Raw genomic sequence first — 22,244 nt, forward strand, 5'->3', positions numbered from 1 at the left:
TCGACCTCGACCAGTTATCGTAGTAAGATACTTTTACTGGCAACACAAACTATGAGTGCATTAGCACTCATGGCTTGTGTCTAACCGGTAAAGCCATTCTAAAGTGAATAGGGTACTGTTCGTTTTACAATTGCTTTATTTAAGAATTACCAAACCCCTAAACTCTTTACATATCGAAGCTTTTGCTTCCTCTCACATCCTGTCTTGGATTGCTGAGTGATGTACTGAATTTTGGGTCAACAACCGACGTTTTGACAGATACTTTTCTGCTTTAACTTAGGTTGTTCATAGTAGCCCAGAACACTACTCAAAAAAGTTCTGTATTACGTTCGATCTCGTATTGAACAACTAAACTGTTTGCTCGTTAACCACGACCAGATAGGCTATAAACCAAAAACCATTACCATTAGGGAATGCATTATTTCATTCCTTGATGGACTGAATAATTGTCTTTCCTTCTCGGTGATTCTGTGGAGGAAACACTATGACTATCAATACTCAACCTAACACCCCGGTTGCCTTTTTCTATTATGGAAATCGTTTTCTGGGAGCTGCTAAGGTCGAAACTTCAATCAAAGCTGCATTTGACGTTAATCGTGAATATTGTATTTCTCTCGATCGTGAAAGCTTGCCTTACCTTCCTTACTGTACTCATGCTGAAATAGTGTGTGTCGAACTGGATAAAGAATTGAAGATTGAACCCAGTAATCCAATTTGGAATGCTGAGAACGGTCATAAGGCGTGTCTTAATGCTTCGGCTTAAGATTCGATTATTCATTAAACCAAACCAACTAAACCATAGGGTTGCATCAACCTTATGGGGTTGTGCTCCCTGTCTTCGGAGGACACAACCATGCAACTATCATCTATCTTACCTAAATTCTTTTCTCCAAAAGCTCAACAACCTGTTAAGCCACAGAGAACCGTTTCTAAAAACGCACCTCAATGGAAAGAACTAGGAAAGTTATCTCGTAGCGGTGTACGCGGTATTTTCTACTCAGTGGACTGTACTGTTTATCTGGATACCGGTGATGTGATTATTCTTGATACCAAGATTCATTCACGCACAAACAACAATCGCCAAAAAATCTCAGCAGAAGTTCACAAATGGGCTTCATACCGTGGTTTTATCAAAGCAGGCGAATGTATCGCTATCCGTTAATTTCATCGCAACAATCCCAATCCGGGCATACTTCCCGGTAGGGAAGCTATGTCCACCAACTCAATAAAGTCTGTGGAGGACATACACATGATCGTAAATAAAACTATTGGTAAATTTGAGACTAACCACTTCTCACTGAATACTCTTGATGATTCTCTTTTTGAGGTTTTCGAGACAGCTGAGCATGAAGATTCTAGCTACACACTGACTAAATCAGTGGCGGTTAAAATCACGGAAGATCAATTACCAAAAAACTTCTTTACCACTCACCGTTATTCTCACAACAAAGTCGAAGGGACTGAGGTGTCTTATGGCGTCAACATCGATTCTCGACGTGGCCTAAGCATCGATATTAACTTCGCGTATTCGCTTCATATAAGCCGCCGTCGAAATGAAAAAGGACAGCAACTTATACGTGATACTGTTACTACTGAGTTTAACAAAGTGAATTTTCTTCAAGCTGCCAAGGACGCTCTTACCGGAATAATGGAAAGAAACATCCAAGAGCTGAACCGTGAAGAAGAACAGCAAGTACATCGATCTTTTGAGAATAATGCGGCTAAATCTGCAGAAAATCTTCTCATTGAGTCTGATTGTCAAGAGTGGAAGTTTCTTAAAGAGCAAGAAGAGCAGTTAACTGCAACTCTCGCTAAGTTAAAAGACCGCCAAGCCGTTCTGCGTAAAGAAGCCTTAAAGAAAAGTTTGAAAGAAGATGAACGCGAGTTTCCAGAAAATATTCAGAAGTTATTCGATGACTATCTGATGAATGTCCCTGGTATCAAACAGCGTAGAATGTTCTCATACTAATCTTTTTAAATATTTGACCACCCGAGGGTAAACATCACCTTTGGGTGTGGTGTTTTCTCTCATAACCAACCAAACCTGTGGAGAACACACCAATGTCTATTGAATTAATCGTTTTAAATGCTGATAAGTTTGTAAAAGAAATCCATGATTACATTGATGGATCTGGCGTAAAGCTTATATTTCATTCGGATTATACGTTTGAGTTTAAGCACCGAACATGCCTGTTTACAAACGACGCTATGATTCCGTCGAAGATGTTACAGAAGAAAGTGAGAGAGTTGTTCAAGCAATATTTCACTGGTTACTTACCTCATTTCAATAATGTAGGTAACACATTCTGGCCTGAGCTAGAAAGCCGCTTCATAGTAAATGTCTACGACAATAAACGTCACGTACATCGTTATAAAGTTCTATCAACCACTAGCTCATTGGACGCGCCGCTGAGTAAGGAAGTACTTGCCTTATTTGGTTATAAGCATAGTTCAGAGTGTAAGGTCATCCAATTTGAGCGCTGCACTGGTGGTAATGCCACTATGCTCAAGACCATCGAACCATCTATGTTTAATGCTCTTATGGAAGACAGCGAGAATTTCACTGTGGAATATAATCCTCAGATTGATAAATCATTCAAGCTGGTTTCCGAGCGCGACTTAGATGCCGAACTGGATGAAGAACTAAACGCAGCGATCAGCTAATTTAAACTACAAACCAACCTAGAGGGTTACACAATACCCTCATGGGTCAGTGTTTCCCTCTTACTTAATTCCTGTGGAGGAAACACTCATGTCAACAACACGTATTTTTCTAGACCGTAAATCAAAAACTATTGTTCATGCCATTGAAGAAGAACGCCAAAGCTTCCGCGATATGCGAGCTGGCCTTGAACCTGAAAAGCAATTTACTTCCATTAGCCGAGTATTACTCAAGCAAGGAAGTCGCCAACAGGGAAGGGGAAACGACGTTTTTAACGAGCTAATGAATGAGGGCCAGTTTGAAGAGGTAACCGCGGATTCACTCATTGTTAAGAAGCAACTTTCTGACACTGACCTGGATTTCGTTACCGGTAAACTTCTGGCAAAACTTGGTATGACGGGTGCTAAGAAATTTGAAGATGCCAGAGCGATTATCGCTGCCTTGGATGTCGGAGAATCACTTATAGAAAATACACAATCATGTACGGCACAGCCACAAAGTGAAGACGAAATGAGCTCAACTATTCGTGAGTTGATTCTTGTTGAAGCCAAAGTGGTAGCAGATGAATTTGATAAAGAAGGGTTAGTCGACTGGCGAGTTCGTGACTCACTTATTGCGAGATTTCGCTTAAGTGTACGCCGCCGCCTTAGAAATGTTGAAGGGCATAACTTTGTTACCTCTTCGGTCAACAGATGCCTGGACCAATTCTTAACGTCACAACCTGCCTAACCAATCTCTCTGTGGAGCAATAACATGAAAAAATTTAACCATGCATTAAGTACTCACCGCACCGTTCAACTGATGCGCGAGGCTATTGATATAACCAAAGAAGAAAAGAGGTTTTATCGTAAGCTATTTGTAATTTCTGGCTTTAATCAAGGGACAATGTTGATGTTGTTCGTTGTTGCCTACTTTGCGATTAATTTCACAATGATGATCACAGAGAAGCTTATATGGGGAGATTCGTTTTTAAATCCGGTCGACCCTATTATGAACATGATATTTATCGGTACTTACGTTAGGGCAACCAAGCGACTTAGTAACCTGATGATTGAATGTGCTTTACAAGGTAAAGACCCTGAGCCAGAACCAAGCCAGCCAAAATCGGCCGGATTGGTTTTAGTGCCTTCCGCGAAAATCAAATAATGTAAAACCAACCAACTCCCAAAGGGTAACGCTTCCTTTGGGAAAGTATTCCCTTTGGTAACAACCAACTACTGTGGGGAATCACTATGTCTATTAAAACTGTTATTGAAAAGATGAAAGAACACGCTGAATCAGTCAACCTTCCTAAGTTTTACAAGGAAGACTTGGATATTGATTTCAGTAATTTGAAGAAGTATGGCAACCGTGAGTACGTATGGATGCTTCGAGAGTGTGGTTCGTTGCTACTTCCATTACGGATTGGCGCGTCACCGTTCTTACTCGAGTACTACATGCGTCAAGATTCGACTGCACGCTTCTTTCATGTCAAAGGGTATGATGAAGTCACCTTTAAGGAGTTAAAGCACAAAGATGTTGAGTCTTTGATATGTAAGCCACCAATTGAATTTGGCTTGATACTTAACTCTGATGACTTGATCGCTAAGGTGAGGAAAGTACTTAATGATCGCAATGTTGCCTCTAGTGGTCTTGTGACAAAGGAAATCCCTACAACACCCACTCATTGGAGTGAATGGCTGTCATTCTTCAACGGTAATAACGACGTCATGACGCAAGTTATGACTCGCGCTATCAAAATGTTGAATGAATTTTACAGTCGCCCACGACTTTCACGAGTCGCTTAATCAATAACAACCAATAACCCAGAGGGGCTACCCTCTGTGGGTTAGCTCCCTCGCAATTCTGTGGAGGAATTAACCCATGTCAGATAAGTGCGTATCTATCGCTCGTTTTATCGAAGATCGATTCAAAACCAACTATGCAAATCTTTCAGAACTCGCGTCATTTGTGAAGTTTGAAGCTGATGATATAGGACAAGTCTTTGCTTTTGATTTTGTTCCTAAAAACAAAGTGAAACTTAGCTCTCAAGGTAAGTATTCTTTGATCAGTGAGTTGTTCACCGGTGTAAACCTTTGGACGTTGCTCGATAACATTGATGATTTTGATTTAATCGTTGGTAAGAACTCTGTTGTACCAACAGACGATGAAATTTACTGTCGTCCTGTCGTTACTAACACTCCGATTTCATACTTGATCCCGGAAGTGTCGAGAGTATTGAAAGCGAAAATTGCTAAAGTTCGTAATGAGTTGGAAGCTGCAGCAAAACAGCTGGCCAACAATCTGTATATCCATAATTCAAGACACGGTGAGACACACATGTTACGTACCATCAAGCATGGTCGATGTGAGTTAGAGATCCGTAAAGTTCATTTGGATTATGAGATTGAGGACTACGCGAACTTTGACCGCGAGCTTTTATCACTTCAAAAAATATATCAACGTGATGGTGAGTTATTCACTATGTGCTTTGAGTTGAAGTGGGATGGCGAAACGGTGCAGCACACAGCTCTTGAAGGTTTCATTATGGATTTGGGCAAAAACCCATTAGCTCTCTACAAAAGAGCAGTTCGTATGCAAATCGATAATGTGATGCTTTGTGCCCGCAGCAAACTTATAAGCAGTGGAAAAATTCTAAGCCGAGATGTTAAGCAAGATCGCGCATTCTTTGGCTCTTTGAATATTGGCACCAACGCTTAGTACTTACATTTTAACTACCCCGAAGGGATAACCCCTTTGGGCTATTCCTTCATAAATTCTGTGGAGGAATAACCATGTCTTTATCTACTTTTGTGAAATTGTCTTATGGCCTTAACCCGGCTGAATTAGTACCTGTATCAGTGCAACCAATGAATGAACAACAACGTGAGATTGCTCAGGAAGTTGTTTTACCAAAGCGATGCTTTGATAACAGCATTCAATTGGCCATGCATCTCGATGCGACTTATGTCTTAGGGGTGTATCAAAGCATCATTCCTATTGAACATGCCTGGCTTAAAGTTGGTGACACGTACATTGACCCAACCCTTGAAACGGTAATCGGTGATGTCAGTGGAGAGTATTTGTCTCTTATGGAAGTGAAAGCTTCTGAACTGATGGATCTTGTAGAAGCCATTCAACGGTATTCCGGTGATGATGCCGCGTACCCGCCGATGTTCCATACGATTAGAACTTTCCCGGAGTTTTCTCATTTGTTTATTTCAAACAAAGACAGGCTTCGTTTCTTATCGTGTGAATCGCTCCAAACAGCGTCATAACGACGTTTCTATCTAGTAATTAACCAAACCCATGAGGGATGAATACAACTCCCTCACGGGCTAGTTGTGTTCGCTTTCCCCTCACAAACAATTCTGTGGAGGAATTAAAATGCAAGCAACAAACAACAACACTACTTTTTCAGATACACCTGCATGCGTACTAAACGATGTTTATGACGTACCAATGCCTGGTGATTTTGTTGAAGTAATTGATTCTTTTGATAGCCAAGCTCCTGCCGGTTGCTTTGGTGTCATCTTAGGTTTCAAAAACAATTCTAAAGATGAATACGACATTTGCTTTAACCCGACTCGCGCCCCTTGGGGTGGTAAGTTTACTGATGCTCAGATTACTGCAGCTGGTGGCTCAACTTACCCAATGGTACCGACTGAGTTGCTTAAAGCTACGTCTACGGTAATGGTGAAGGAGTTTCTAACCAAAACACCTTACATTCACCCAGTGAAGAACGTTGTTAAGGTATGGACTATCAACCTGTGCGATTACGATCGTGCCGGCATCCGTAGTTCATACATTCAGCGTTACGCTCACTAAACCGATTCAACTTTAAACCATCAACCTAAAAGGGAGTGTGATTATCCCTTTTGGGGATAGTCCCTCCTGAATAACAATTCTGTGGAGGAATTATGACTACAAAAACACTAACTGCTTATTTCAACTCTCAACTCAAAAGCTTAGGTTACGACGATATTGCTCGAGAAAATAACACCACTTGGTCACTTAATTATTGCCAAGGCGATGGTGTGTTTTTCCCGGAAGCAAAACTTCACTCTGATGATGCGAAAACATTATGTGATCGCCTTATGACGGGTAAACATCGCGCAGCCGTGAAACGAGCTATTGATAAAGACATCGAATTTTCCGCTGGTGGTAAATACGATGCCGAGTATGAAGATTGGAGAATGTCATCAGATCCTACGCCACTCGAAAGAGAGGCATGTGATTTGTTTGTCAAAGCTATTAAGCAAGACCTTACAGATTTGGCCGCTAGGTTCGAGTCTGAGGGTTATGCGTTTCTTGAAGCTACACCAACCGAAGATGAACCTGAAATCGTGTCTACACGTCACCTGGGGCGCCTTCGTGTGGTTGTTAGCAAGTGCAATGAAGATTGGTTTGACCTTTTTGGCTGTGATGCCGAAGAGGACATCCAAAACGATACCGAAGTAATGCAATCCATCATTAAAGGTGAACTCAAGTTTTTCAGTTTGAAGGTAGAAGTTTTTGACCTGACAACTTTAGATGAATTTGAGGACTACGATGCTCTGGATAGCTTAGCTACAAATTACTTAGGCGGTTGCGTATTGGGAATAAATGAAGATTTTAACGCTTCTTTTCGCTGCGAAGTACGTGGGCAAATTCATGAATTGGTAAGTGAATGTCGAGTTTTACTCGATATGGAACGACCAGAGCGTGAGGCCTTCTTTGCAGCAGTTCGTGAGCAAAAGCGATTAGCACTTTTAGCTGAACGAGATCGCCAAGAAAGCGAACGTCGTGCAGCTGAGTTAAAAGCAATTGCAGAAGCCGAAGAAGCTAAAGAGCAACTTGAGATGGCTAAATGGAGCGGAATGGTCTTAGACAATTCAGTATCTGTTCACTCAAGTGCAAGTATCTAAATTTTCAATTAATAGCAGGAAAACAATTATGAAATTCTCTACATACAACGAGTTTAAAAAAGAAGTAGTAAACCTATTGAAATCACGCCTTGGCGTGAACGATGGTGACATCGATGAAGTCTCTTTGCGAGATTCCTTCGAGTCAGGTTGGTTGCCCTCTGATCATGTTGATTTAGTAGCGGCGAATATCTAACACCACATTTCAATCACACTAATGCCCGTTCGGGGAGTTTCCCGGATGGGATACTCCTTTGTTCAGGCTGGGGAGAAAATATGACTATAGCGAACAAGCCTCAAAGTGATTTTTTTCACAAGGTTGAGGAACTGTTACAGCAACAATTTGGGATAGGTATCGATGATGTTGGACCTGAAATGGTTGAGTCGTGCTTCGCGGGGAATGAAACACCTGCAGAGTGCGTTGGCCAACTGGCATCAAAGTACGAGTTAGACGAAATCTAATTCAACTTAACTATCTATTTCAATAACTAGTCAGTTTCAGTTCTACGGACCTGAAATAAAACACACAACCTCTTTCAAAATGGAGCAGTAACTTAAAGAAGTGCGAAGTTTAGGGCAGGGGAAAAGGACAATAAAAATATGAAAAGCAATAACAATACTAATTCAGCTAAAAAACTAATTTTGGTTTCTGCAGTGGCATGTGTCATTTCAGCAGCTGACGGTTCTGAATTTACGAATGTCTTTGAGGCAAACGTAAAAACTCTATCGTTTTTGGTCATTGTAATGGGGTTAAGTGCTCTGGCACTTATTAAACCTCAGTTTGTTAAGGAGTGGTGTTCTAAGGCATCAGTTACGCTTGCTGTGCCACTAGTGGTACTAAGTGTTCTGAAGGTATTTATTGCCTACGCAGTAGAGCCTATGTGGTCTGTTATAGCAGTGTCTATCTTCATTAGTCTGAGTGTTCAGATCATTGCTGATATACGCATCGTAACACCACAGCTTCGAGAAGTATTTGTTGTAAAAAAGAAAGTAAATTAAATCAAAATATCCCCATTTGGGAGCATAGCCTCCCATATGGGTTCGCTGTGTCTCTCACCTGGGTTTCAATAACGTATAGGTGAATATTATGGCGAAACATAAAAACAGAAAAAACAGAAATACACGTCGCCAAAACGCTCTTCAAAAGAACGATAAACGACGTCAACAGAAAAACAAACAGCTGAGAAAGTCGCAGCAAGCAGATTTGGGTAATTTCCTATCTGCTACTGCAGCTAACGCAGCGGCAGCTGGACTTATAGGTATAGCGGTTACGAGTGGAGACAATATCGGCTTAACTGTCGGATTGATTCTTATCGCAATCAGCCTTGGTCTATTTTGGCTATCTCTGATAGTTAAAAGGCTGTAGTAAATAAAAAACCCGTAGGTTGTCCTCTAATGAGGCGCCTACGGGTTTTTTTTTGGTTCAAATATATGGGGAGTTACACGTTTGTTTGCGGCATATGCTTGTCCGGGCTTCCATTATTATCTGGCCATATCTCGATAGCATACTGTGTTCGACCCTTATGACGATTTTTCTGATGCAGGAATAAAACGATGCCTGAGTCATAGAATGCGTCAACGAGCTCTTGAACGTTGTTGCTAACGACTAAAAGCGTGATTGGAGCTGTCAAACGGCCAAGGTTATCAAAGGATTCAAAATGCTCGCGCATAATGAAAGCAGTATTCTCGGCTGTAGCTTCGTATGTGCCTTCTGTTTCCCAATCTCGGTCCAAACCCCATGTAATTTCCCAACCAGCTTCTTTTAGCTTATCGCCGGCATTATTGATACGGCGTTTGTAGCTGCCTGGGAATCGTTTTGCGTGCTCAACTTTCTTCTGATAAGCCTCAATAACTGACTCAAGACTTTTCTCCATGTTACTCAGCATTCCGTTCTTTATGCCGTTTGAAGCCCAGATGTCCAGTTCGTCTTTGAAGGCGTTTCCAAATCGACCAGATTTAGCCGCTTGAATCGCCCATTGGCCAATGAATTTATTCGCTGCTACACGGTTTTTAGGTGGGTTAGGGTACTTACGCGCAATTCCAAGAGCGACAAGGGCGCACCACGCGACGTGCGCAAGCTTTGCTGGATTATCGTGTCTTAAACTTAAACTCATAATACTGTCTTTCTGGTTAGGTTTTTATCCATTATACAACGAATATTGAACATGCAAGACCTTGGTTGTTTAAAAATCTAGTGTTATAGTGAAAGGCAGGTATTGGTAGGAGAGCAGAATGATTGTCATCCTAAGTGTTGTAGTAGTAACCTTGATTATCATTACCCTTTGTATTCGTTATAGAAATATCCGTTTCCTTTCTAACTTTGGTAACGGTTGCTTTATCGGTTCGATAGCAGCATTTTTTTTCGAATGGACAAACAATAATAATCAAGAGGTTCTGGTATACCTCGCCCTTATCTTTGTGGCAGGGATTATATCAAAATTGGTCGCTTTATACCTTGGGCGACGCGAAATGAAAAAAGGCTAGAGAGCAAATGCAATCTAGCCTTTTTCTGATCAGTAACTTAGTAAAATTCTTTCGTCTCACCATCAGTGTCATTAAGCATATCTAGCATTTGTTTAACGACTATATCCGCCTTATAGTAGTCTTGCTTCGGCATCGATAAAGTATGGATGTTGAGACTACTAAGCAAATCGAGCGCTTCAAGCGTCTTTGATTCAGACTCGTTATACCAGTCTCGGCCACCAGCAGTCACAAAGAATGCCAATTGTGGTTTCAATGTTCTTGGGTCCAGAAGCAGTATATCAATTGCCACATCAGGCACATCTTGCTCAATCTTGCTAACTATTGTCTTTAAGCTCGTACCGAACTGGACTAGGTAACAATCACCAAGTTGCTCATTCACATCCAAGTACAGCCGCATTTCGGACTCTGTTTCACCGATCGTTCTAGTGAGATACTTTGCATCCGATTTAGATTTTTTTGGCTTATTCTTTCCCATACTTCTTTTTACTATGTGGTATATCGATATTAAAGCGACCGCCACGAGAAGTAGGACAGCTGGGTAGTTTGATACTATATTCATATTTAAACGCTCAATTTAGAACGTGTAGTTTATATCAGTCTTTACATTGTTCCAATTTATCTAAGAACCCAATCTCTTCGCTTGAATACAATTCACGCACAGTAATGCTTTTTGGGTGAAGATTGAATCCAAGTTTTCGAGCTAAGACTGGATCTAATAACGCGGGTTCATCACCTTCAAGTTTTGAGATAATCTCAATGTTTTTGATTTCTCCTGTCGCCGCAGAACTAAATTTTACCCTTACATTATCTAGTTCTTCGACGTCGAGCTCTAGCGAGTTGTTCGCTTTACCCAACTCAATAGGAATACCATCGACATAAGCGCAGAGTGTTACTGTGTTCGTGACCTTGCAAACTGTCATGACCTGGAGCGTAGTTTCGTTTTTCAAATCCATCTTGTGCTTCACTCTTGTTATCTGATTAGAATCTCGTACATGGCCTTTATGTACTAAGACAATTTCATTTCCAGTCACTTCACATGACTTAAATGCGAAGTGCTTTTCCTCTTCGGTTACAAGAGGGTTTACAACATAGGTGTAGGGGATTTCTCGGTCAAAAATCTTGTTTAAGTATCCGATTCGATCCGTAAGATTATCTTTGGTTCTGTCGCAACCGTCATAGTAAATGTCTTTGATATACACTGAGCCATCAACTGCCAGTTCAACATCTACAACAAGTTTACGCCCCTCTAAATACTGATTGATTTTGCACAGGACAGCCATGTTTCGCTGATTCACACAGATAGGAATACCTGCAGGGCTCATTACCGAAATTGCATACTGAGCGTCAGCGTCAAAACTGACCAGTGCTTCGACACCATACGCAGGAACCACTTGGATCGCGTAGTCAGCGTTATTAAAGCGTTCTTTTAACTCAACTTCATTACATGCATCTATATCAGTTGTCAGTGGGAAGTTTGATTCATCCACGTTGTTTTCAAATTTGAATGGCATGGTTGAATCAATAACGATTGAGCCTTCCTTGATATAGGCATTCACAACAGTCTTAAACACCTCAAAGATGATGTCTGATGGAATTGGCTTTGGAGTCGCTGGGTGAAAACTCTTCTTAAGCTGTCCACCGGCAATCACTTCCGTCAATTCAATAATGTGACCTTGGCTTCCTCGCTTAGTCTCAAGTTCTAATGTTTGGCCATCTTTAGTAATCAGTGCAACAGTTAATGCTTTGTTGACTCCCATTCTTACCTCAGCTTATTGAATGCCTGGCGCGCAGGCCATGATGTTCAAATGCCGTGGTGCACTAACAGCTAGGGCATTACTGGTGTGTTTGAATGAACAGTTAATCTTAACGCCATCGAGCATGTCGATAGCAGCATCATGTCCTACTACTGTCTCAACTGCTTGTGAAGCTACTGCAACCAGTTTGTTTAACGCTTTTTGAGCGTCGGCAGCTGTCGTGGCACCTGATGTTTTCAAAAATAGGGCGATAGCTTTTTCAGCAAGAATTTCTGTTTGAGAGTTTGAATGCATAGTTGATATATCTCATTTTGTTTGCCCCGGCGAACCGGGGCTGGTTAATTAGTATTGTGGTTGGTAGTAAGGCATCTCTTCGTGATAAGGCAAGTGTTCATCGTGCCCATTTACTACCGGTTGCGTGTCATATTCAGGAACGGTATCTGTATTGGCATCGACACCTTTCAAGTAATCCTGCATTGCACTTAAACGCATTGCGATTGGACCTGTGCTATTGATTGGCCAATCTTTAAAGCCTTGGCGAATGATGCTTTTTGAAACCATCTGCTCGAACCAATCGTTCCATATTGCACCAAATGACAAATTGCGCACTTTATTGATTAGATCCATGCTGACTGGTGTACAGATAAAACTTCCGTCCGGGCGTCGAGCTAGACAATAGCCACCAACTAATTCACCACGAGCTTTACTATCAAAAGGGTTGTACTCGTGAATAGGCTTTGTGAATCGGTCTACCCATTTAAAGTCATCATTTTTATAAACCAGTTCGGCAACAGCACTATCAATCGCGCCGCTGTCTATACCAAGACGGCGAAGACCTTTGTATGAAGGCTCTAAGTGGCACTCAACGCGCTTAAGGTTCTTATTCCAACGTGGGACCAAGTAAGCAAGACCAAGCTGCGGGTTGAGCGTCAGGCCACTATTGGCAACCAGAACAAGGGATTTCTTAATTGACTCGTGAGTAGCATACGCAAGGCTAAAATCTTTATTATTTGAATTATTGAAGTTAGCTTCGATCAGTTGCTTCGCATAAATCGCTTCTTCATAAAACCGGATGTCTAGTCCCGAGCTTTTTGCAATTTTCTCAAACGAATCCTTAGCGCCATCTAATACCGAGCCAATTTCATTGAAGTTTGCTGCAGGCAATGTATTTCTCGACTGTTGCTTGCGTTGATTATTCTGTGCTTGCCATTGAGCTGGTGGCTGATTCGGATGTTGTTCTTGTGGGTGACTTTGAGCACGTTGCGCCGGCTGCTGTGGTCGTGTTTGAACAGAACGTGATTGGCCACTTCTTTGGGGTGCACGTTGCTGCTCCATCGGTGGGCGCATGTCATTATTGCGACCGTGGTGTTGACCCTGATCCATTGCAGTGTAGCCAGAATGCTGTTGAGCTGTTCGTTGCATTATTAAGTCCTCAATTTATCGCTTTAATACATAATCGTTTAAAGTACTAATCCCGCAACTAGGCAATTACGTAAAATACAGTCCTTGTGTAGTTGCTGTTTCTTCTGGCTCAATAGATGGTGTGGCCACGGTTTCAGTTTGTGGAGTACGTTTGAAATATGCTTCTGCTCGAGTGCGGTGGTTTGCTTTAGCTTCCACTTGGCGTGACGAATTGACGATTGCGCGTCGCTCGGTTCGTTCATAAAGATCTAAATCATCTTCTGATAAGTACTTCGCAGCCTTTGATAGACGACCGTGCTGGGCGCTTGCCAATGAATGTAGCGCTCGTTTTAATGTCTGTTTTTTGCGAAATTCATCTGCAAACACTCCGAACCACGCTTCATTGCCACTAAGCAAAGCAACTTGGTTAAGCTCGTCAGCTTTCATGAGTGTCGTGAGATAATCACCACTTGGGGTACATACACAGCAAAGGGCGCCAACAACTGGGCCGCGGTCACCAAATAAATTTGGAATATCAACTTGAGGTTTACTTGTTAAGTCGTTACTCAGTCTCACAGTGTCTTTTTCATGGATAACCCATGTCGTTACGTGAGTTAGAGCTTTAGCTTCCGCGCATAGATGAAGTAGGCCTTTGTAGGTGACATGCAATTTTGCAATTGCTTGCCCGGATGCACTCATTTCACCTACAACCATCGCATGGTCAAGTGATGGGGATAAAGACAACCCTAGAGCACCCGCGTTAAATAAAGCGTGCGCTACACTTTCAGGGCTTGTTTTAGACAAAGGAACTCGACTGTGGGAGTTTGCAATCAATCGTAAAGCTATACGGGATTCAACACCGAAGTCTAAATGATCGTAACCATTTTCTTGCACGATATTGCTGTAGTCATGTTTTATTTGATTAATGGCGAACTGGTATTTTTTCATGCTGGATTCCTCTCTTTCCCCAAATTAAACCCTATGTTTTAGATCGCGCTAGTCTGCAGAGCCTTATGCTTGAGTGGAAAACTCTCTGTTATGGTTAAACAAGGCTATGTCTATATCTTTTGTTGCTTGCTGCAACTCTGACATGAGAGAGTGGGGAGGGGCGATTAGGTTCTTTAATGCCCGTTTAAACACATGACGTTTTGCAAATTCAGGGGATAGAGATTTGAGATCGCCAGAACTTAAACGAGAAAGCTCTTTAAGTTCTCTAATAGTAATGGTGGTAACCAGACTATCTCCGTTAGGTACTTCAATAATGCAGATAGCACCTTTTATCATCTCATTCTTTACGGGTGCTTTTACCGGACAGTTGGTACCGAAAACATCACCACTCCAGCCAATACCATCATCACCTGTTACAACATCAAGATACGCCAATTTGTACTCAGTTATACGTGACATCGTAACTTCAATGCCAGCCAATGGCACATCAAGGTAATATTCGAGTGAATTGTTAGATGTAGTTATTGCTGACAATGTTGCTAAGCCTTTATCTGGGGATAACGTAAGTCCTAATTTGGCTGCGTGACTTATTGCCTGGATTAGACTTTCCAATGTACCGCCTGTCATCGCATGGCTACGTTCGAGATCAGGGATTAAATTGTGTAAATATTTGATCTCAAGGTCAGTGTTTAAAGTAGCGTTGTTTAAAAATAGCTCGTACACACCACGTATATCACTCATTAAGTTTTGGTAATGACTTTTCATATCTCAATCCAGTTTTAAAATATACCTATTTAAAATATTTATAAGTTCAAAACGCGCAACAATGAAAGCGTGATATTTACGCTATATTAGCTTATTCAAGATTGTTACAATGCTTACATTCCGTTGAGCATATACACCCGATTTAGGCTACTAAATTGGAAGGATTGATGGTCTTTCAAGCTATTAGAAAAAATTAAAAAAAGTTGGTTTTTGGGGACTTGCGGGATCTGTGACCTGCGCGATGATAGTCGAGTAAACCAACTGAAAGGAAAAATTATGCAATTAGTAAAATCTAACGTTATGGCATTTTCTCTACTCGCTACACTTGTTATGGCTGGCTGTTCAACTACGCCTGCCGAACAGTATCAGGAAAAGCTTCAACAAGAGAAAGAAGTGAAGTACAGCAAAGAAGAGCAGAAATTTAACTCTGTCCCTAGCTGGTTCCTAAATGCACCGCAGAACGATGATCAAGGCATTTATGCTGTAGGTACAGCCACCAGCAATAATCTCCAGTTCACAATGAATCACGCTAAGCTCAATGCAGAATTCACGCTCGCAAAAACTTTGAGTCAGGAAGTGTCAGGCCGTGAACGTGCCTTTATGCGTGCAGGTTCTAACGGTAACGTGGAGTCAGATGCAGAATCAGTAGTGACGAAGTTTGTGGACTCTGCAGACATTGTTGGTGTCACAACGGTAAAAAACGAGGTAGTGCTTATCGATGGTAAGTACACCGTCTACACACTCTTGCATTTGTCATACGAGAACCAAGCAAAGATCCTTTCTCGTAAAGCAGGTGACACTACACAGGCAACCGCAGCAAAAGCATATGAAGAAGTTGAAGCCGAGGTTCGCCGCCGCACAGAAGAGCGTCGACAGTTAGAGATTGATAAAGCTGCCGCCGCTGCAAAAGCTAAGGCCGAAGTTGAAGCCGAAGTACAAGCTAAAGCCGATGCAGCTGCAGCTAAGCAGGCATCTGCAGAAAAAGAATCTCGTGCTAATGAATTGACGTCATCAGCTTCTTCTTTAATTCAAACCGTTGAAAGCAAGATTTAACCGTGCTTGGCAGAAATCATGTGATCAGTGCTGGTGCGGCTTGGCTGTTAGCTGAACCGTACCTTTTGAATTACCAACCGCAACCGCTTGAATCAGCAGCTATGTTCTTGGCGGTATTGTTCGGCTCGCTGATTCCAGACATCGATCATCCTGAGAGTTTGCTAGGCCGGCGAGTGAAATTTATATCAGTACCATTAAGTTGGCTACAAGGGGACCGGGCTTTGCTTCCTTGGAATGAGGATTCGCATAGTCGGGGTATCACACATTCAATTTGGGCACTTGCCGCTTGCTTTTACTTTCTAAATGGCCACATAGGTATAGCAGCTGCAGTATGCTTTGGATTCGTCGCACACTTAATAGGAGATGCATTAACACCAGCAGGAGTTCGTCTATTCTGGCCATTAACTATAAAAATTAGAAGCCCCATATGTTTTAGGACAGGAGGGTTCATTGAGTACTTATTTACGACAGCTTTAGCTACGGCTGCAATTGCCGTTTGGCTTGGTTATGACGTTTTGAACATATTACAAGGTTTAATAACAACCTGATTTTGAGAAGGTGATAATGCATGATTAATGAAAGCATTACGGGGGTTATCAGCATTAAGGGGATCATTCCTCAATTTGCCCTTAAGGAATTTGATGCTGATAGTGTTTTAGAAGAAGCTTCACCCGAGGACATGATTAGCCTGATTTCAAGCGTAGCATCTGAATTTGGCGAAAGTGGCCTACATTATTCTTTTATGCCAGAATGTCGAGACTTGCATATAAGAGTCATTGATCTTGGTGTAGAGATTCAAGTGTCTAATTTGAGTCAGCATATTGAATGGGACTTAGAGTGTAAGTCTGATTTTATTCTTCTCCGTTCAGTGATGCCTAGTACTGTCTCATTTGATAGTGACACTGTTATGGCCATGAATGAAGCTCACCCAAACATTAAGCTGTATTTAAAGAATGAAAGGCTGGTAATTGAAGAAGCATATTATCTTTCATATGGTGTTAACGTGCTTAACTTAATGGACCGATTAAGTGCACTATTGAACACATTAAGTACGATTGAATAATTGATAAACGCTAGATTTATTGTATTCGTTGACATGATTCAAAATTTAGCGTTTAAATAGGCTCCACTGATTTATATGATTTCATAACAAGGAACTAAAACAATGAACAAGACGCAACTAGTAGAAGCTATCTCAGAAAAAGCTGACATCTCTAAAGCAGCAGCAACCCGCGCACTTGACGCAATGCTAGAAGGTATTACGGAGTCTTTAGCAGCTAAAGAGCCAGTGCAGTTTGTCGGTTTTGGTACATTCAAAGTAAATGAGCGTGCCGCTCGTACAGGTCGTAATCCAAAAACTGGTGAGGCTATTGAGATCAAAGCCGCCACTATTCCAGCATTTACCGCTGGGAAAGCATTGAAAGATGCAGTAAACAAATAAGCGTTCCGCAAATAAAAAAAGCTCGGTATTCCGAGCTTTTTTTATGTCTAAAATTCTGTATTTCTATAAGGTGTCGGCCAAATCTTCATAGAGATTTTTTGCGTGAATAAGCTGGTGGACAGAAGGGGTAATATCATCGCTTATGTCGATGTCGCGGAATTTTTTCTCCCGGACGATTGAGCTACTGATGTTTGTCAGTTCGGGGTTCACCAACAAAGATATTCGACCCACTAGGTGTGATGTATCACTCGATGTTGAAAACTTAGCAATGTGTTCTGGCTTTACGACTAGAGTCACATCTGCAGATGGGTTCTCAGACTCTATGTATTCAATTAACTGGCTAGTTTTGACGTAAGTGCCATCAGGGTGAATAAAATGCTCTACAGCGTACACAGAGGCGTTTTGAGTAGGAACGTCCTTAAGGAAGGCTTGAAGCATATCAATGCGTGTTTCGTATGGAGTTAAGTGCTCCCCTCGGGCATAGGACTGAATAGGTACTAGAAAAACACGGTCATATAGATTCAAACTCTCAATCAACTTTAAATGGCCGACAGTAGGGGGGTTAAATGCACCTGGTACAACGGCGATTTTCTCTTTCATAGCTTTCTCTTACGGCTGCATTACTTAAACGTTGGAAACGCTCAATATTGAATGTGAAGTATTATAATATTTTTTCAGCGTAAGTCATGTGCGATGTAAGCATTCTTTATCTTTTGGTTAGTTGAAAGCAATGATGACTAATCATAAACCAAGTCATTACTAATGAACGTTCATACCTACTAACTTCATAAACTGGCTCTTAAGATCTTGTGTGATTTGGAGTTGAGATTAAAGTAATAAAATAATGCTTTAGTAAGGAATCGAACATCAATGAACAATAAGACTGTCATAACCGATTTGGAGTTGAGTTATCTAGTATCATCAGAAGTCGGTGAACTTTATGGCAAGGCGATTGAGTTTGCTAAAAATATGCCTGACTACTCGTTGATTCAGTATCGCCACATCGTAGATTCTACGCTTACTCAATTGGCCGACAAACATGATGTTTTGTTCGACCGAACTGACTTGATTACGCGAATTGAGACACTATTTGAATCACAAATCATCAGTAAGACAACCAAAGATAGTTTTCACAAGGTAAGGATTCTGGGAAACAAAGGGGCACATATCGAGCGTGATCTACCAAATGACGGAAATGCTGTTCGTGATTCCTCTGAACAGAAAGAAAAAATGGTTCAGTTGGTTGAGCAAGGCCGTAAGCAGCTAATTTCTCTTTTTGAAGATTTGGTCATCTTAGAAGATAGCAGCATCCGTATAGGTGATGTTGAAATGATAGAGCTCTCTATCCAAGAATTTCAACAGGTCGTTGCCCAAGGAATCCTGTCTTCTGATTTTGAAGCAAAGATGAAAGCAGCTCTATTGGTCGATAACGCGGCCAATGAGCAAAGTTTACGTGGCAGCTTAGTAGTTTCAGCAAATGATAAAGCCCACTCAGAGTCAATGAGATCGGTCGCTATGAGTCTTTATGATGCCTGCTGCACTTTAAGCGCTGACATTTCGATGGAAAAAGAACTCTTAGGTCAATTCGATGACAACTCACAAGAATTGTATATTCAAAGGCATGCCGACCTAGAGGCGCTGTTTAACTATGCACTGACTGCTGAATTGGTTACTGATGCGAATATCGAAAAGAAAGTAGGAAGGCTAAAAGCTGCAGCTGAACGCGGGTTTGAACCAGCACAGCTCTTTTACGCAGAAGAACTATATTTCAACCAGCACAAGTATGATGAAGCTTTAAAGTACTTTGAAATGAGCATCGATGGTGTAGAGCCTGGCGTATATCTTTCCCTTTTCCAATTCTATAACGATAAAGCAAATCCGTATTTCGATCAGAAAGTTGCATACGACTATTTAAATAGGGCTGTTGATGAAGGAGCCCAAAGTGCTAAATCTACGTTGGCAATGGAATATATAAGCGGAGAATATTTACCTAAAAATGAAAAACTGGCGCATGAACTGATTGAGGAAGCAGCTCAAGAGGGGTGCCGAAGGGGCATGATGATGCATGGAATGTTTGAGCTTCATAAGTTTGCGAAACAATACATCGATCTCGAACCTGAAAAAAAACTCAACCCACATGTTAAACAAGAAAAGCTCGGGCCAAATGAACCTTGTCATTGTGGGTCTGGTAAAAAATACAAGAAGTGTTGCAAGGGCAAGCCACCTCAATTGCTACCGCATGATTTATTCTATTAAGAGTGAATGCCGGTTTAATAATTAATGATGATTACTGACAGAAAATGAAAAACAAACCCACTAAAATAACAATTACCTTAGTTCTAACTGTTTTACTTTCAGCTTATGGTTTCTTGGGAGATACAGCCTCGATTGCTGGCTTTTCTTCAAGTGACGAACCAATTGTTGTAAATAATACGCATATAACCCAGCAACAGTTGCCAGATGTAGAGTTGAGGAGTACAAGTTTTCATAGTACAACAATGGAAGTTAGAAAGTTAGTCATATTTGACACTATGGCTGCACATTCGGAGTTTAAAGCGGTTATTTCAAATAACAGTAACATAGAGTTGACAAATTGCGCCCTTAACTATGAATACACCTTAGAGGGGGCTCCAGAGGGACAATTTTTCTATGCTACCAAAGCTATCCTTTCATCCGCTTATTATAAATTGAGTGATGACGATCGCTACAATTTCAAAATTGGCCACGTAAGGCCTCTTAGCTTGCCTGTAGAAGCTCATAGGTTTAGCTTAGAAAGCAACACCGATAAAGAGATGTCGTTTACCACAGAGCCCTTCATGAGCCTTCCAGAAGCAATCCGGTTCTATGTCTCTTGTGACCAAAAAATATCTGAGAATGTTGTAATCAATAAAAAGAACATGATTTACAGGCAAGGTTAATTTTAATCCCCTTAATGAAACAGCCTCCCGCGTGGGAGGCTGTTTTGTTATTAGCTCAAATTGACTCTTGGCATCCAATCCGGGATAACTGATTTTTCAAAGAATGGTAGTAAATCTTCGATTTGTAGCATTTCTTTATCTTTGAGTACTTCTGATAACTCAACCAATAGCAGCTTGTTGGCTTCCATAAATGCTACCAGCTTAGTTAAGTATTCTTCTTTTAAGACATTTATTGACTGGCAATTCACATCAACTTCAAGCTGTGATTCTGGCTCATTGTAGTAGGGTAGTTCAGAGTAACCCGCTTTAAGGTAATGTCGTGCTAGATTCTGATAACTGTCTATGTCACTACGACCGCCATCTGCGTGTTCGCCAAATACTGCCAGTTCTGCTGCTAGTCCACCAAGCTTAAGTAGCATTTCAAAATCCAATTCAGTACCAGTATTTAGAAAGTGGCCAGAGCGAGGGCATGTTACTTGGCCAAGAGTAGCGTCTGATCGATTTTTATCGTTGAGTACGACCTTGAAAGAATCAGGGATACCTTCTGCTGCAGAGTAAATTAATGCGTGGCCAGCCTCATGAATTGCTGCCGTGTTAATGTCCCGTTCGGTTGGCGAGATTGAAGGTTGAGCTTTCATTAACCGAGCTTCACCCATGCGACTTTCACGGAACTCAGTATGGATTAGGCGAATAGGCATCACATAGTTTATTGCAAATGCGATCACAACACCTGCGAGAACCATCAACGACAGTCCCTGGTTAGCCAGTATTTTATCGATGATTGTAGTCGCATCATTCTCTATGACATTAACTAACAAGAACGTCGCAAAGAACTGGATAATCAAGCTGTGCTTTGAAAGTTTGGCGCCCAAAAGCATAGATATGATTGGGCGCATAATAAAGTTGAAACTCATTAAGCACACTACCGTAAGGTAAAGTGGTGCAGTTAACTCAGTAAGATCTTTGGCATCAAACCAGCAGTTAAATAGGTATGTAGAGAAAGCAATCCCCATACAGAGCGTAAGAAAAGCGTTTGCAACTTCACTAATGCTTTCAGTTGGAGCTGGTATCGATTTTAATAATTTGGACAATTTGCCAAGTAACTCATGATGACGCTTTTGTTTCATTGGTACTCCGGGTTCTATTCACAGGTATTTGCACAGAAAAAGTGGATAACTATTTGAGTGATTGAAATGGTTGTTTATCACTATCGCGGGTAATGATTTGTCCAGCGTTAAAGCTCAGGTTGCCGATGGTAACTGGTTGGTGAAGGACGCCTCTTTTAATCTGGCCGTTAGGAAATAATGTAATTTCCTGGTTAGGTGCGAAAACTAGTTGACCGTACTGCACTGGGGTTTTGCTTGGTACATAGGAGCGAATAGATCCACCTTCGTACCAACTAAGCTGACCAACAATAGGGATGTTCATGTACCGAGTAGGGCGCGATAGGTTTACTCCTAAGCTTTTGTCTACCGGGTCAACGTAATAGGTGCTGCCGGCAGGTATGAGGATGTCATGTCGCCATTCATCAGCTAAGGAAGGCTGGGCTCTGTTGTTATCAGATAGGACTTTAGAGCATTGCTTTGATGCCCGGTCTTTATGCTTGATCAAGCATTTCAGTAAGTGCTGTGTATCTCCACTACTTGAAGTACAGAAACTACTGATCTCATTTTGGCAGTACCTCTGAACCTGATGTAATTGGAACTCACCTTTAACGGATGCGATGTCCCTTACTTGGCCAAGTATCTGGTTCATCCGTTCTTGACTCATTGTGCTTTTAGATTGCTGAGGTTGAGCATCTTGTGCAGCTTTAGTTTGACGTTGAACTTGAGCAAGAATTTCCTGTTGCCAATCTTCCGTTTGTTCAGATGAAAAACCAAAACTGTTTGTAGATAGCAAACTAAGAGAAGTACCAAGCAATAGAAATGAGTACCG

32 protein-coding genes are annotated in these 22,244 nt (G+C 41.5%); 22 read left to right on the plus strand and 10 right to left on the minus strand.

What is annotated here, in order from left to right; genetic code table 11:
• Positions 1–484 precede the first annotated feature (484 nt).
• From R7Q39_RS25830 to R7Q39_RS25900, 15 genes are all read left to right on the plus strand, one after another.
• A complete protein-coding gene (locus tag R7Q39_RS25830) occupies positions 485–763 on the plus strand; it encodes a hypothetical protein (RefSeq protein ID WP_053409897.1) in 279 nt (92 codons plus the stop codon).
• A 90-nt stretch (positions 764–853) separates the two neighbouring features.
• Positions 854–1,162 (plus strand): hypothetical protein, encoded by a 309-nt coding sequence (locus R7Q39_RS25835; RefSeq protein ID WP_053409898.1) that lies wholly within the window; start codon positions 854–856, stop codon positions 1,160–1,162.
• An 87-nt stretch (positions 1,163–1,249) separates the two neighbouring features.
• On the plus strand, positions 1,250–1,969 hold the full coding sequence (locus R7Q39_RS25840; RefSeq protein WP_225478139.1) for a hypothetical protein: 720 nt from the start codon (positions 1,250–1,252) through the stop codon (positions 1,967–1,969).
• A 92-nt stretch (positions 1,970–2,061) separates the two neighbouring features.
• Positions 2,062–2,664, plus strand: coding sequence for a hypothetical protein (locus R7Q39_RS25845; RefSeq protein WP_225478140.1), 603 nt, complete (start codon positions 2,062–2,064; stop codon positions 2,662–2,664).
• An 88-nt stretch (positions 2,665–2,752) separates the two neighbouring features.
• A complete protein-coding gene (locus R7Q39_RS25850; protein WP_225478141.1) occupies positions 2,753–3,391 on the plus strand; it encodes a hypothetical protein in 639 nt (212 codons plus the stop codon).
• Between the two features lie 24 nt (positions 3,392–3,415).
• A complete protein-coding gene (locus R7Q39_RS25855; protein ID WP_225478142.1) occupies positions 3,416–3,808 on the plus strand; it encodes a hypothetical protein in 393 nt (130 codons plus the stop codon).
• A gap of 86 nt (positions 3,809–3,894) precedes the next feature.
• The gene (locus R7Q39_RS25860) at positions 3,895–4,449 is read left to right on the plus strand and encodes a hypothetical protein (protein WP_318077059.1); all 555 of its coding nucleotides are present in this window, start codon (positions 3,895–3,897) and stop codon (positions 4,447–4,449) included.
• 76 nt (positions 4,450–4,525) lie between these two features.
• The gene (locus R7Q39_RS25865; RefSeq protein WP_053409904.1) at positions 4,526–5,362 is read left to right on the plus strand and encodes a hypothetical protein; all 837 of its coding nucleotides are present in this window, start codon (positions 4,526–4,528) and stop codon (positions 5,360–5,362) included.
• Positions 5,363–5,436: 74 nt separating this feature from the next.
• On the plus strand, positions 5,437–5,919 hold the full coding sequence (locus R7Q39_RS25870) for a hypothetical protein (protein WP_053409905.1): 483 nt from the start codon (positions 5,437–5,439) through the stop codon (positions 5,917–5,919).
• Between the two features lie 109 nt (positions 5,920–6,028).
• Entirely contained in the window at positions 6,029–6,469 is a 441-nt protein-coding gene (locus R7Q39_RS25875) for a hypothetical protein (RefSeq protein WP_053409906.1), read from the plus strand.
• A 92-nt stretch (positions 6,470–6,561) separates the two neighbouring features.
• Positions 6,562–7,548, plus strand: a complete 987-nt coding sequence (locus R7Q39_RS25880) for a hypothetical protein (protein ID WP_053409907.1) — start codon at positions 6,562–6,564, stop codon at positions 7,546–7,548.
• 28 nt (positions 7,549–7,576) lie between these two features.
• Positions 7,577–7,741: a hypothetical protein gene (locus R7Q39_RS25885; RefSeq protein ID WP_157052371.1), complete on the plus strand. Its 165-nt coding sequence runs from the start codon at positions 7,577–7,579 to the stop codon at positions 7,739–7,741.
• Between the two features lie 80 nt (positions 7,742–7,821).
• Complete coding sequence (locus R7Q39_RS25890) at positions 7,822–8,007, plus strand: hypothetical protein (protein WP_053409908.1); 186 nt, start codon at positions 7,822–7,824, stop codon at positions 8,005–8,007.
• 138 nt (positions 8,008–8,145) lie between these two features.
• Positions 8,146–8,544 carry a hypothetical protein gene (locus tag R7Q39_RS25895; RefSeq protein ID WP_053409909.1) on the plus strand — a complete coding sequence of 133 codons (399 nt, stop codon included), beginning with the start codon at positions 8,146–8,148 and terminating at the stop codon, positions 8,542–8,544.
• Positions 8,545–8,632: 88 nt separating this feature from the next.
• Entirely contained in the window at positions 8,633–8,911 is a 279-nt protein-coding gene (locus tag R7Q39_RS25900) for a hypothetical protein (protein WP_053409910.1), read from the plus strand.
• A 73-nt stretch (positions 8,912–8,984) separates the two neighbouring features.
• Here the strand turns inward: R7Q39_RS25900 and R7Q39_RS25905 are convergent, their stop codons facing one another.
• Positions 8,985–9,659 (minus strand): DUF2913 family protein, encoded by a 675-nt coding sequence (locus R7Q39_RS25905; RefSeq protein WP_079324378.1) that lies wholly within the window; start codon positions 9,657–9,659, stop codon positions 8,985–8,987.
• Positions 9,660–9,777: 118 nt separating this feature from the next.
• Here R7Q39_RS25905 and R7Q39_RS25910 point away from each other — a divergent pair, with 118 nt between their 5' ends.
• Positions 9,778–10,029 carry a hypothetical protein gene (locus R7Q39_RS25910; protein WP_053409912.1) on the plus strand — a complete coding sequence of 84 codons (252 nt, stop codon included), beginning with the start codon at positions 9,778–9,780 and terminating at the stop codon, positions 10,027–10,029.
• 37 nt (positions 10,030–10,066) lie between these two features.
• Here the strand turns inward: R7Q39_RS25910 and R7Q39_RS25915 are convergent, their stop codons facing one another.
• The 6 genes from R7Q39_RS25915 to R7Q39_RS25940 form a co-directional block, all read right to left on the minus strand.
• Positions 10,067–10,504 carry a hypothetical protein gene (locus tag R7Q39_RS25915; protein ID WP_139374574.1) on the minus strand — a complete coding sequence of 146 codons (438 nt, stop codon included), beginning with the start codon at positions 10,502–10,504 and terminating at the stop codon, positions 10,067–10,069.
• 118 nt (positions 10,505–10,622) lie between these two features.
• The gene (locus R7Q39_RS25920; RefSeq protein ID WP_053409914.1) at positions 10,623–11,786 is read right to left on the minus strand and encodes a hypothetical protein; all 1,164 of its coding nucleotides are present in this window, start codon (positions 11,784–11,786) and stop codon (positions 10,623–10,625) included.
• A gap of 12 nt (positions 11,787–11,798) precedes the next feature.
• Positions 11,799–12,077 (minus strand): hypothetical protein, encoded by a 279-nt coding sequence (locus R7Q39_RS25925; RefSeq protein WP_053409915.1) that lies wholly within the window; start codon positions 12,075–12,077, stop codon positions 11,799–11,801.
• A 48-nt stretch (positions 12,078–12,125) separates the two neighbouring features.
• The gene (locus R7Q39_RS25930) at positions 12,126–13,205 is read right to left on the minus strand and encodes a RecT family recombinase (RefSeq protein ID WP_053409916.1); all 1,080 of its coding nucleotides are present in this window, start codon (positions 13,203–13,205) and stop codon (positions 12,126–12,128) included.
• Between the two features lie 66 nt (positions 13,206–13,271).
• Positions 13,272–14,132, minus strand: a complete 861-nt coding sequence (locus R7Q39_RS25935; RefSeq protein WP_053409917.1) for a recombinase RecT — start codon at positions 14,130–14,132, stop codon at positions 13,272–13,274.
• Between the two features lie 63 nt (positions 14,133–14,195).
• On the minus strand, positions 14,196–14,897 hold the full coding sequence (locus R7Q39_RS25940; protein ID WP_053409918.1) for a hypothetical protein: 702 nt from the start codon (positions 14,895–14,897) through the stop codon (positions 14,196–14,198).
• Positions 14,898–15,173: 276 nt separating this feature from the next.
• Here R7Q39_RS25940 and R7Q39_RS25945 point away from each other — a divergent pair, with 276 nt between their 5' ends.
• The 4 genes from R7Q39_RS25945 to R7Q39_RS25955 all read left to right on the plus strand — a co-directional run bounded on the left by R7Q39_RS25945 (position 15,174) and on the right by R7Q39_RS25955 (position 17,391).
• The gene (locus R7Q39_RS25945; RefSeq protein WP_276404782.1) at positions 15,174–15,950 is read left to right on the plus strand and encodes a hypothetical protein; all 777 of its coding nucleotides are present in this window, start codon (positions 15,174–15,176) and stop codon (positions 15,948–15,950) included.
• Positions 15,951–15,970: 20 nt separating this feature from the next.
• Entirely contained in the window at positions 15,971–16,498 is a 528-nt protein-coding gene (locus R7Q39_RS29330; protein ID WP_225478145.1) for a metal-dependent hydrolase, read from the plus strand.
• 20 nt (positions 16,499–16,518) lie between these two features.
• Positions 16,519–17,013, plus strand: coding sequence for a hypothetical protein (locus R7Q39_RS25950; RefSeq protein ID WP_053409921.1), 495 nt, complete (start codon positions 16,519–16,521; stop codon positions 17,011–17,013).
• Positions 17,014–17,115: 102 nt separating this feature from the next.
• Positions 17,116–17,391, plus strand: coding sequence for an HU family DNA-binding protein (locus R7Q39_RS25955; RefSeq protein WP_053409922.1), 276 nt, complete (start codon positions 17,116–17,118; stop codon positions 17,389–17,391).
• Positions 17,392–17,454: 63 nt separating this feature from the next.
• On the opposite strand, the gene R7Q39_RS25960 is transcribed toward R7Q39_RS25955, so the two are convergent.
• Positions 17,455–17,991 carry an adenylyltransferase/cytidyltransferase family protein gene (locus R7Q39_RS25960; RefSeq protein WP_053409923.1) on the minus strand — a complete coding sequence of 179 codons (537 nt, stop codon included), beginning with the start codon at positions 17,989–17,991 and terminating at the stop codon, positions 17,455–17,457.
• Positions 17,992–18,261: 270 nt separating this feature from the next.
• Between R7Q39_RS25960 and R7Q39_RS29335 the strand changes: the two genes are divergently transcribed.
• Complete coding sequence (locus R7Q39_RS29335) at positions 18,262–19,647, plus strand: DUF4145 domain-containing protein (RefSeq protein ID WP_053409924.1); 1,386 nt, start codon at positions 18,262–18,264, stop codon at positions 19,645–19,647.
• Between the two features lie 44 nt (positions 19,648–19,691).
• Positions 19,692–20,309 carry a hypothetical protein gene (locus tag R7Q39_RS25975; protein WP_225478143.1) on the plus strand — a complete coding sequence of 206 codons (618 nt, stop codon included), beginning with the start codon at positions 19,692–19,694 and terminating at the stop codon, positions 20,307–20,309.
• Between the two features lie 50 nt (positions 20,310–20,359).
• Here R7Q39_RS25975 and R7Q39_RS25980 read toward each other — a convergent pair whose 3' ends face one another.
• Both R7Q39_RS25980 and R7Q39_RS25985 read right to left on the minus strand, forming a co-directional pair.
• Positions 20,360–21,436: a hypothetical protein gene (locus tag R7Q39_RS25980; RefSeq protein WP_053409926.1), complete on the minus strand. Its 1,077-nt coding sequence runs from the start codon at positions 21,434–21,436 to the stop codon at positions 20,360–20,362.
• 49 nt (positions 21,437–21,485) lie between these two features.
• Complete coding sequence (locus R7Q39_RS25985) at positions 21,486–22,229, minus strand: cysteine rich repeat-containing protein (protein WP_157052372.1); 744 nt, start codon at positions 22,227–22,229, stop codon at positions 21,486–21,488.
• Between the last annotated feature and the right edge of the window lie 15 nt (positions 22,230–22,244).

It is taken from the genome of Vibrio sp. 947 (assembly GCF_033339115.1).
In the GTDB taxonomy this organism is placed as follows: domain Bacteria; phylum Pseudomonadota; class Gammaproteobacteria; order Enterobacterales; family Vibrionaceae; genus Vibrio; species Vibrio alginolyticus.

Bases quoted from the DNA above. Each gene is read 5' to 3' on its own strand.
- R7Q39_RS25910 (WP_053409912.1), top strand. From the start codon at position 9,778: ATGATTGTCATCCTAAGTGTTGTAGTAGTAACCTTGATTATCATTACC.
- R7Q39_RS25895 (WP_053409909.1), top strand. From the start codon at position 8,146: ATGAAAAGCAATAACAATACTAATTCAGCTAAAAAACTAATTTTGGTT.
- R7Q39_RS25890 (WP_053409908.1), top strand. From the start codon at position 7,822: ATGACTATAGCGAACAAGCCTCAAAGTGATTTTTTTCACAAGGTTGAG.
- R7Q39_RS25835 (WP_053409898.1), top strand. From the start codon at position 854: ATGCAACTATCATCTATCTTACCTAAATTCTTTTCTCCAAAAGCTCAA.
- R7Q39_RS25870 (WP_053409905.1), top strand. From the start codon at position 5,437: ATGTCTTTATCTACTTTTGTGAAATTGTCTTATGGCCTTAACCCGGCT.
- R7Q39_RS25865 (WP_053409904.1), top strand. From the start codon at position 4,526: ATGTCAGATAAGTGCGTATCTATCGCTCGTTTTATCGAAGATCGATTC.
- R7Q39_RS25955 (WP_053409922.1), top strand. From the start codon at position 17,116: ATGAACAAGACGCAACTAGTAGAAGCTATCTCAGAAAAAGCTGACATC.
- R7Q39_RS25925 (WP_053409915.1), bottom strand. From the start codon at position 12,077: ATGCATTCAAACTCTCAAACAGAAATTCTTGCTGAAAAAGCTATCGCC.
- R7Q39_RS25975 (WP_225478143.1), top strand. From the start codon at position 19,692: ATGAAAAACAAACCCACTAAAATAACAATTACCTTAGTTCTAACTGTT.
- R7Q39_RS25855 (WP_225478142.1), top strand. From the start codon at position 3,416: ATGAAAAAATTTAACCATGCATTAAGTACTCACCGCACCGTTCAACTG.
- R7Q39_RS25830 (WP_053409897.1), top strand. From the start codon at position 485: ATGACTATCAATACTCAACCTAACACCCCGGTTGCCTTTTTCTATTAT.
- R7Q39_RS25875 (WP_053409906.1), top strand. From the start codon at position 6,029: ATGCAAGCAACAAACAACAACACTACTTTTTCAGATACACCTGCATGC.
- R7Q39_RS25920 (WP_053409914.1), bottom strand. From the start codon at position 11,786: ATGGGAGTCAACAAAGCATTAACTGTTGCACTGATTACTAAAGATGGC.
- R7Q39_RS25935 (WP_053409917.1), bottom strand. From the start codon at position 14,132: ATGAAAAAATACCAGTTCGCCATTAATCAAATAAAACATGACTACAGC.
- R7Q39_RS25980 (WP_053409926.1), bottom strand. From the start codon at position 21,436: ATGAAACAAAAGCGTCATCATGAGTTACTTGGCAAATTGTCCAAATTA.
- R7Q39_RS25950 (WP_053409921.1), top strand. From the start codon at position 16,519: ATGATTAATGAAAGCATTACGGGGGTTATCAGCATTAAGGGGATCATT.
- R7Q39_RS25915 (WP_139374574.1), bottom strand. From the start codon at position 10,504: ATGGGAAAGAATAAGCCAAAAAAATCTAAATCGGATGCAAAGTATCTC.
- R7Q39_RS25880 (WP_053409907.1), top strand. From the start codon at position 6,562: ATGACTACAAAAACACTAACTGCTTATTTCAACTCTCAACTCAAAAGC.
- R7Q39_RS25930 (WP_053409916.1), bottom strand. From the start codon at position 13,205: ATGCAACGAACAGCTCAACAGCATTCTGGCTACACTGCAATGGATCAG.
- R7Q39_RS25860 (WP_318077059.1), top strand. From the start codon at position 3,895: ATGTCTATTAAAACTGTTATTGAAAAGATGAAAGAACACGCTGAATCA.
- R7Q39_RS25885 (WP_157052371.1), top strand. From the start codon at position 7,577: ATGAAATTCTCTACATACAACGAGTTTAAAAAAGAAGTAGTAAACCTA.
- R7Q39_RS25905 (WP_079324378.1), bottom strand. From the start codon at position 9,659: ATGAGTTTAAGTTTAAGACACGATAATCCAGCAAAGCTTGCGCACGTC.
- R7Q39_RS25945 (WP_276404782.1), top strand. From the start codon at position 15,174: ATGCAATTAGTAAAATCTAACGTTATGGCATTTTCTCTACTCGCTACA.
- R7Q39_RS29335 (WP_053409924.1), top strand. From the start codon at position 18,262: ATGAACAATAAGACTGTCATAACCGATTTGGAGTTGAGTTATCTAGTA.
- R7Q39_RS25900 (WP_053409910.1), top strand. From the start codon at position 8,633: ATGGCGAAACATAAAAACAGAAAAAACAGAAATACACGTCGCCAAAAC.
- R7Q39_RS25960 (WP_053409923.1), bottom strand. From the start codon at position 17,991: ATGAAAGAGAAAATCGCCGTTGTACCAGGTGCATTTAACCCCCCTACT.
- R7Q39_RS25845 (WP_225478140.1), top strand. From the start codon at position 2,062: ATGTCTATTGAATTAATCGTTTTAAATGCTGATAAGTTTGTAAAAGAA.
- R7Q39_RS25840 (WP_225478139.1), top strand. From the start codon at position 1,250: ATGATCGTAAATAAAACTATTGGTAAATTTGAGACTAACCACTTCTCA.
- R7Q39_RS25850 (WP_225478141.1), top strand. From the start codon at position 2,753: ATGTCAACAACACGTATTTTTCTAGACCGTAAATCAAAAACTATTGTT.
- R7Q39_RS25940 (WP_053409918.1), bottom strand. From the start codon at position 14,897: ATGAAAAGTCATTACCAAAACTTAATGAGTGATATACGTGGTGTGTAC.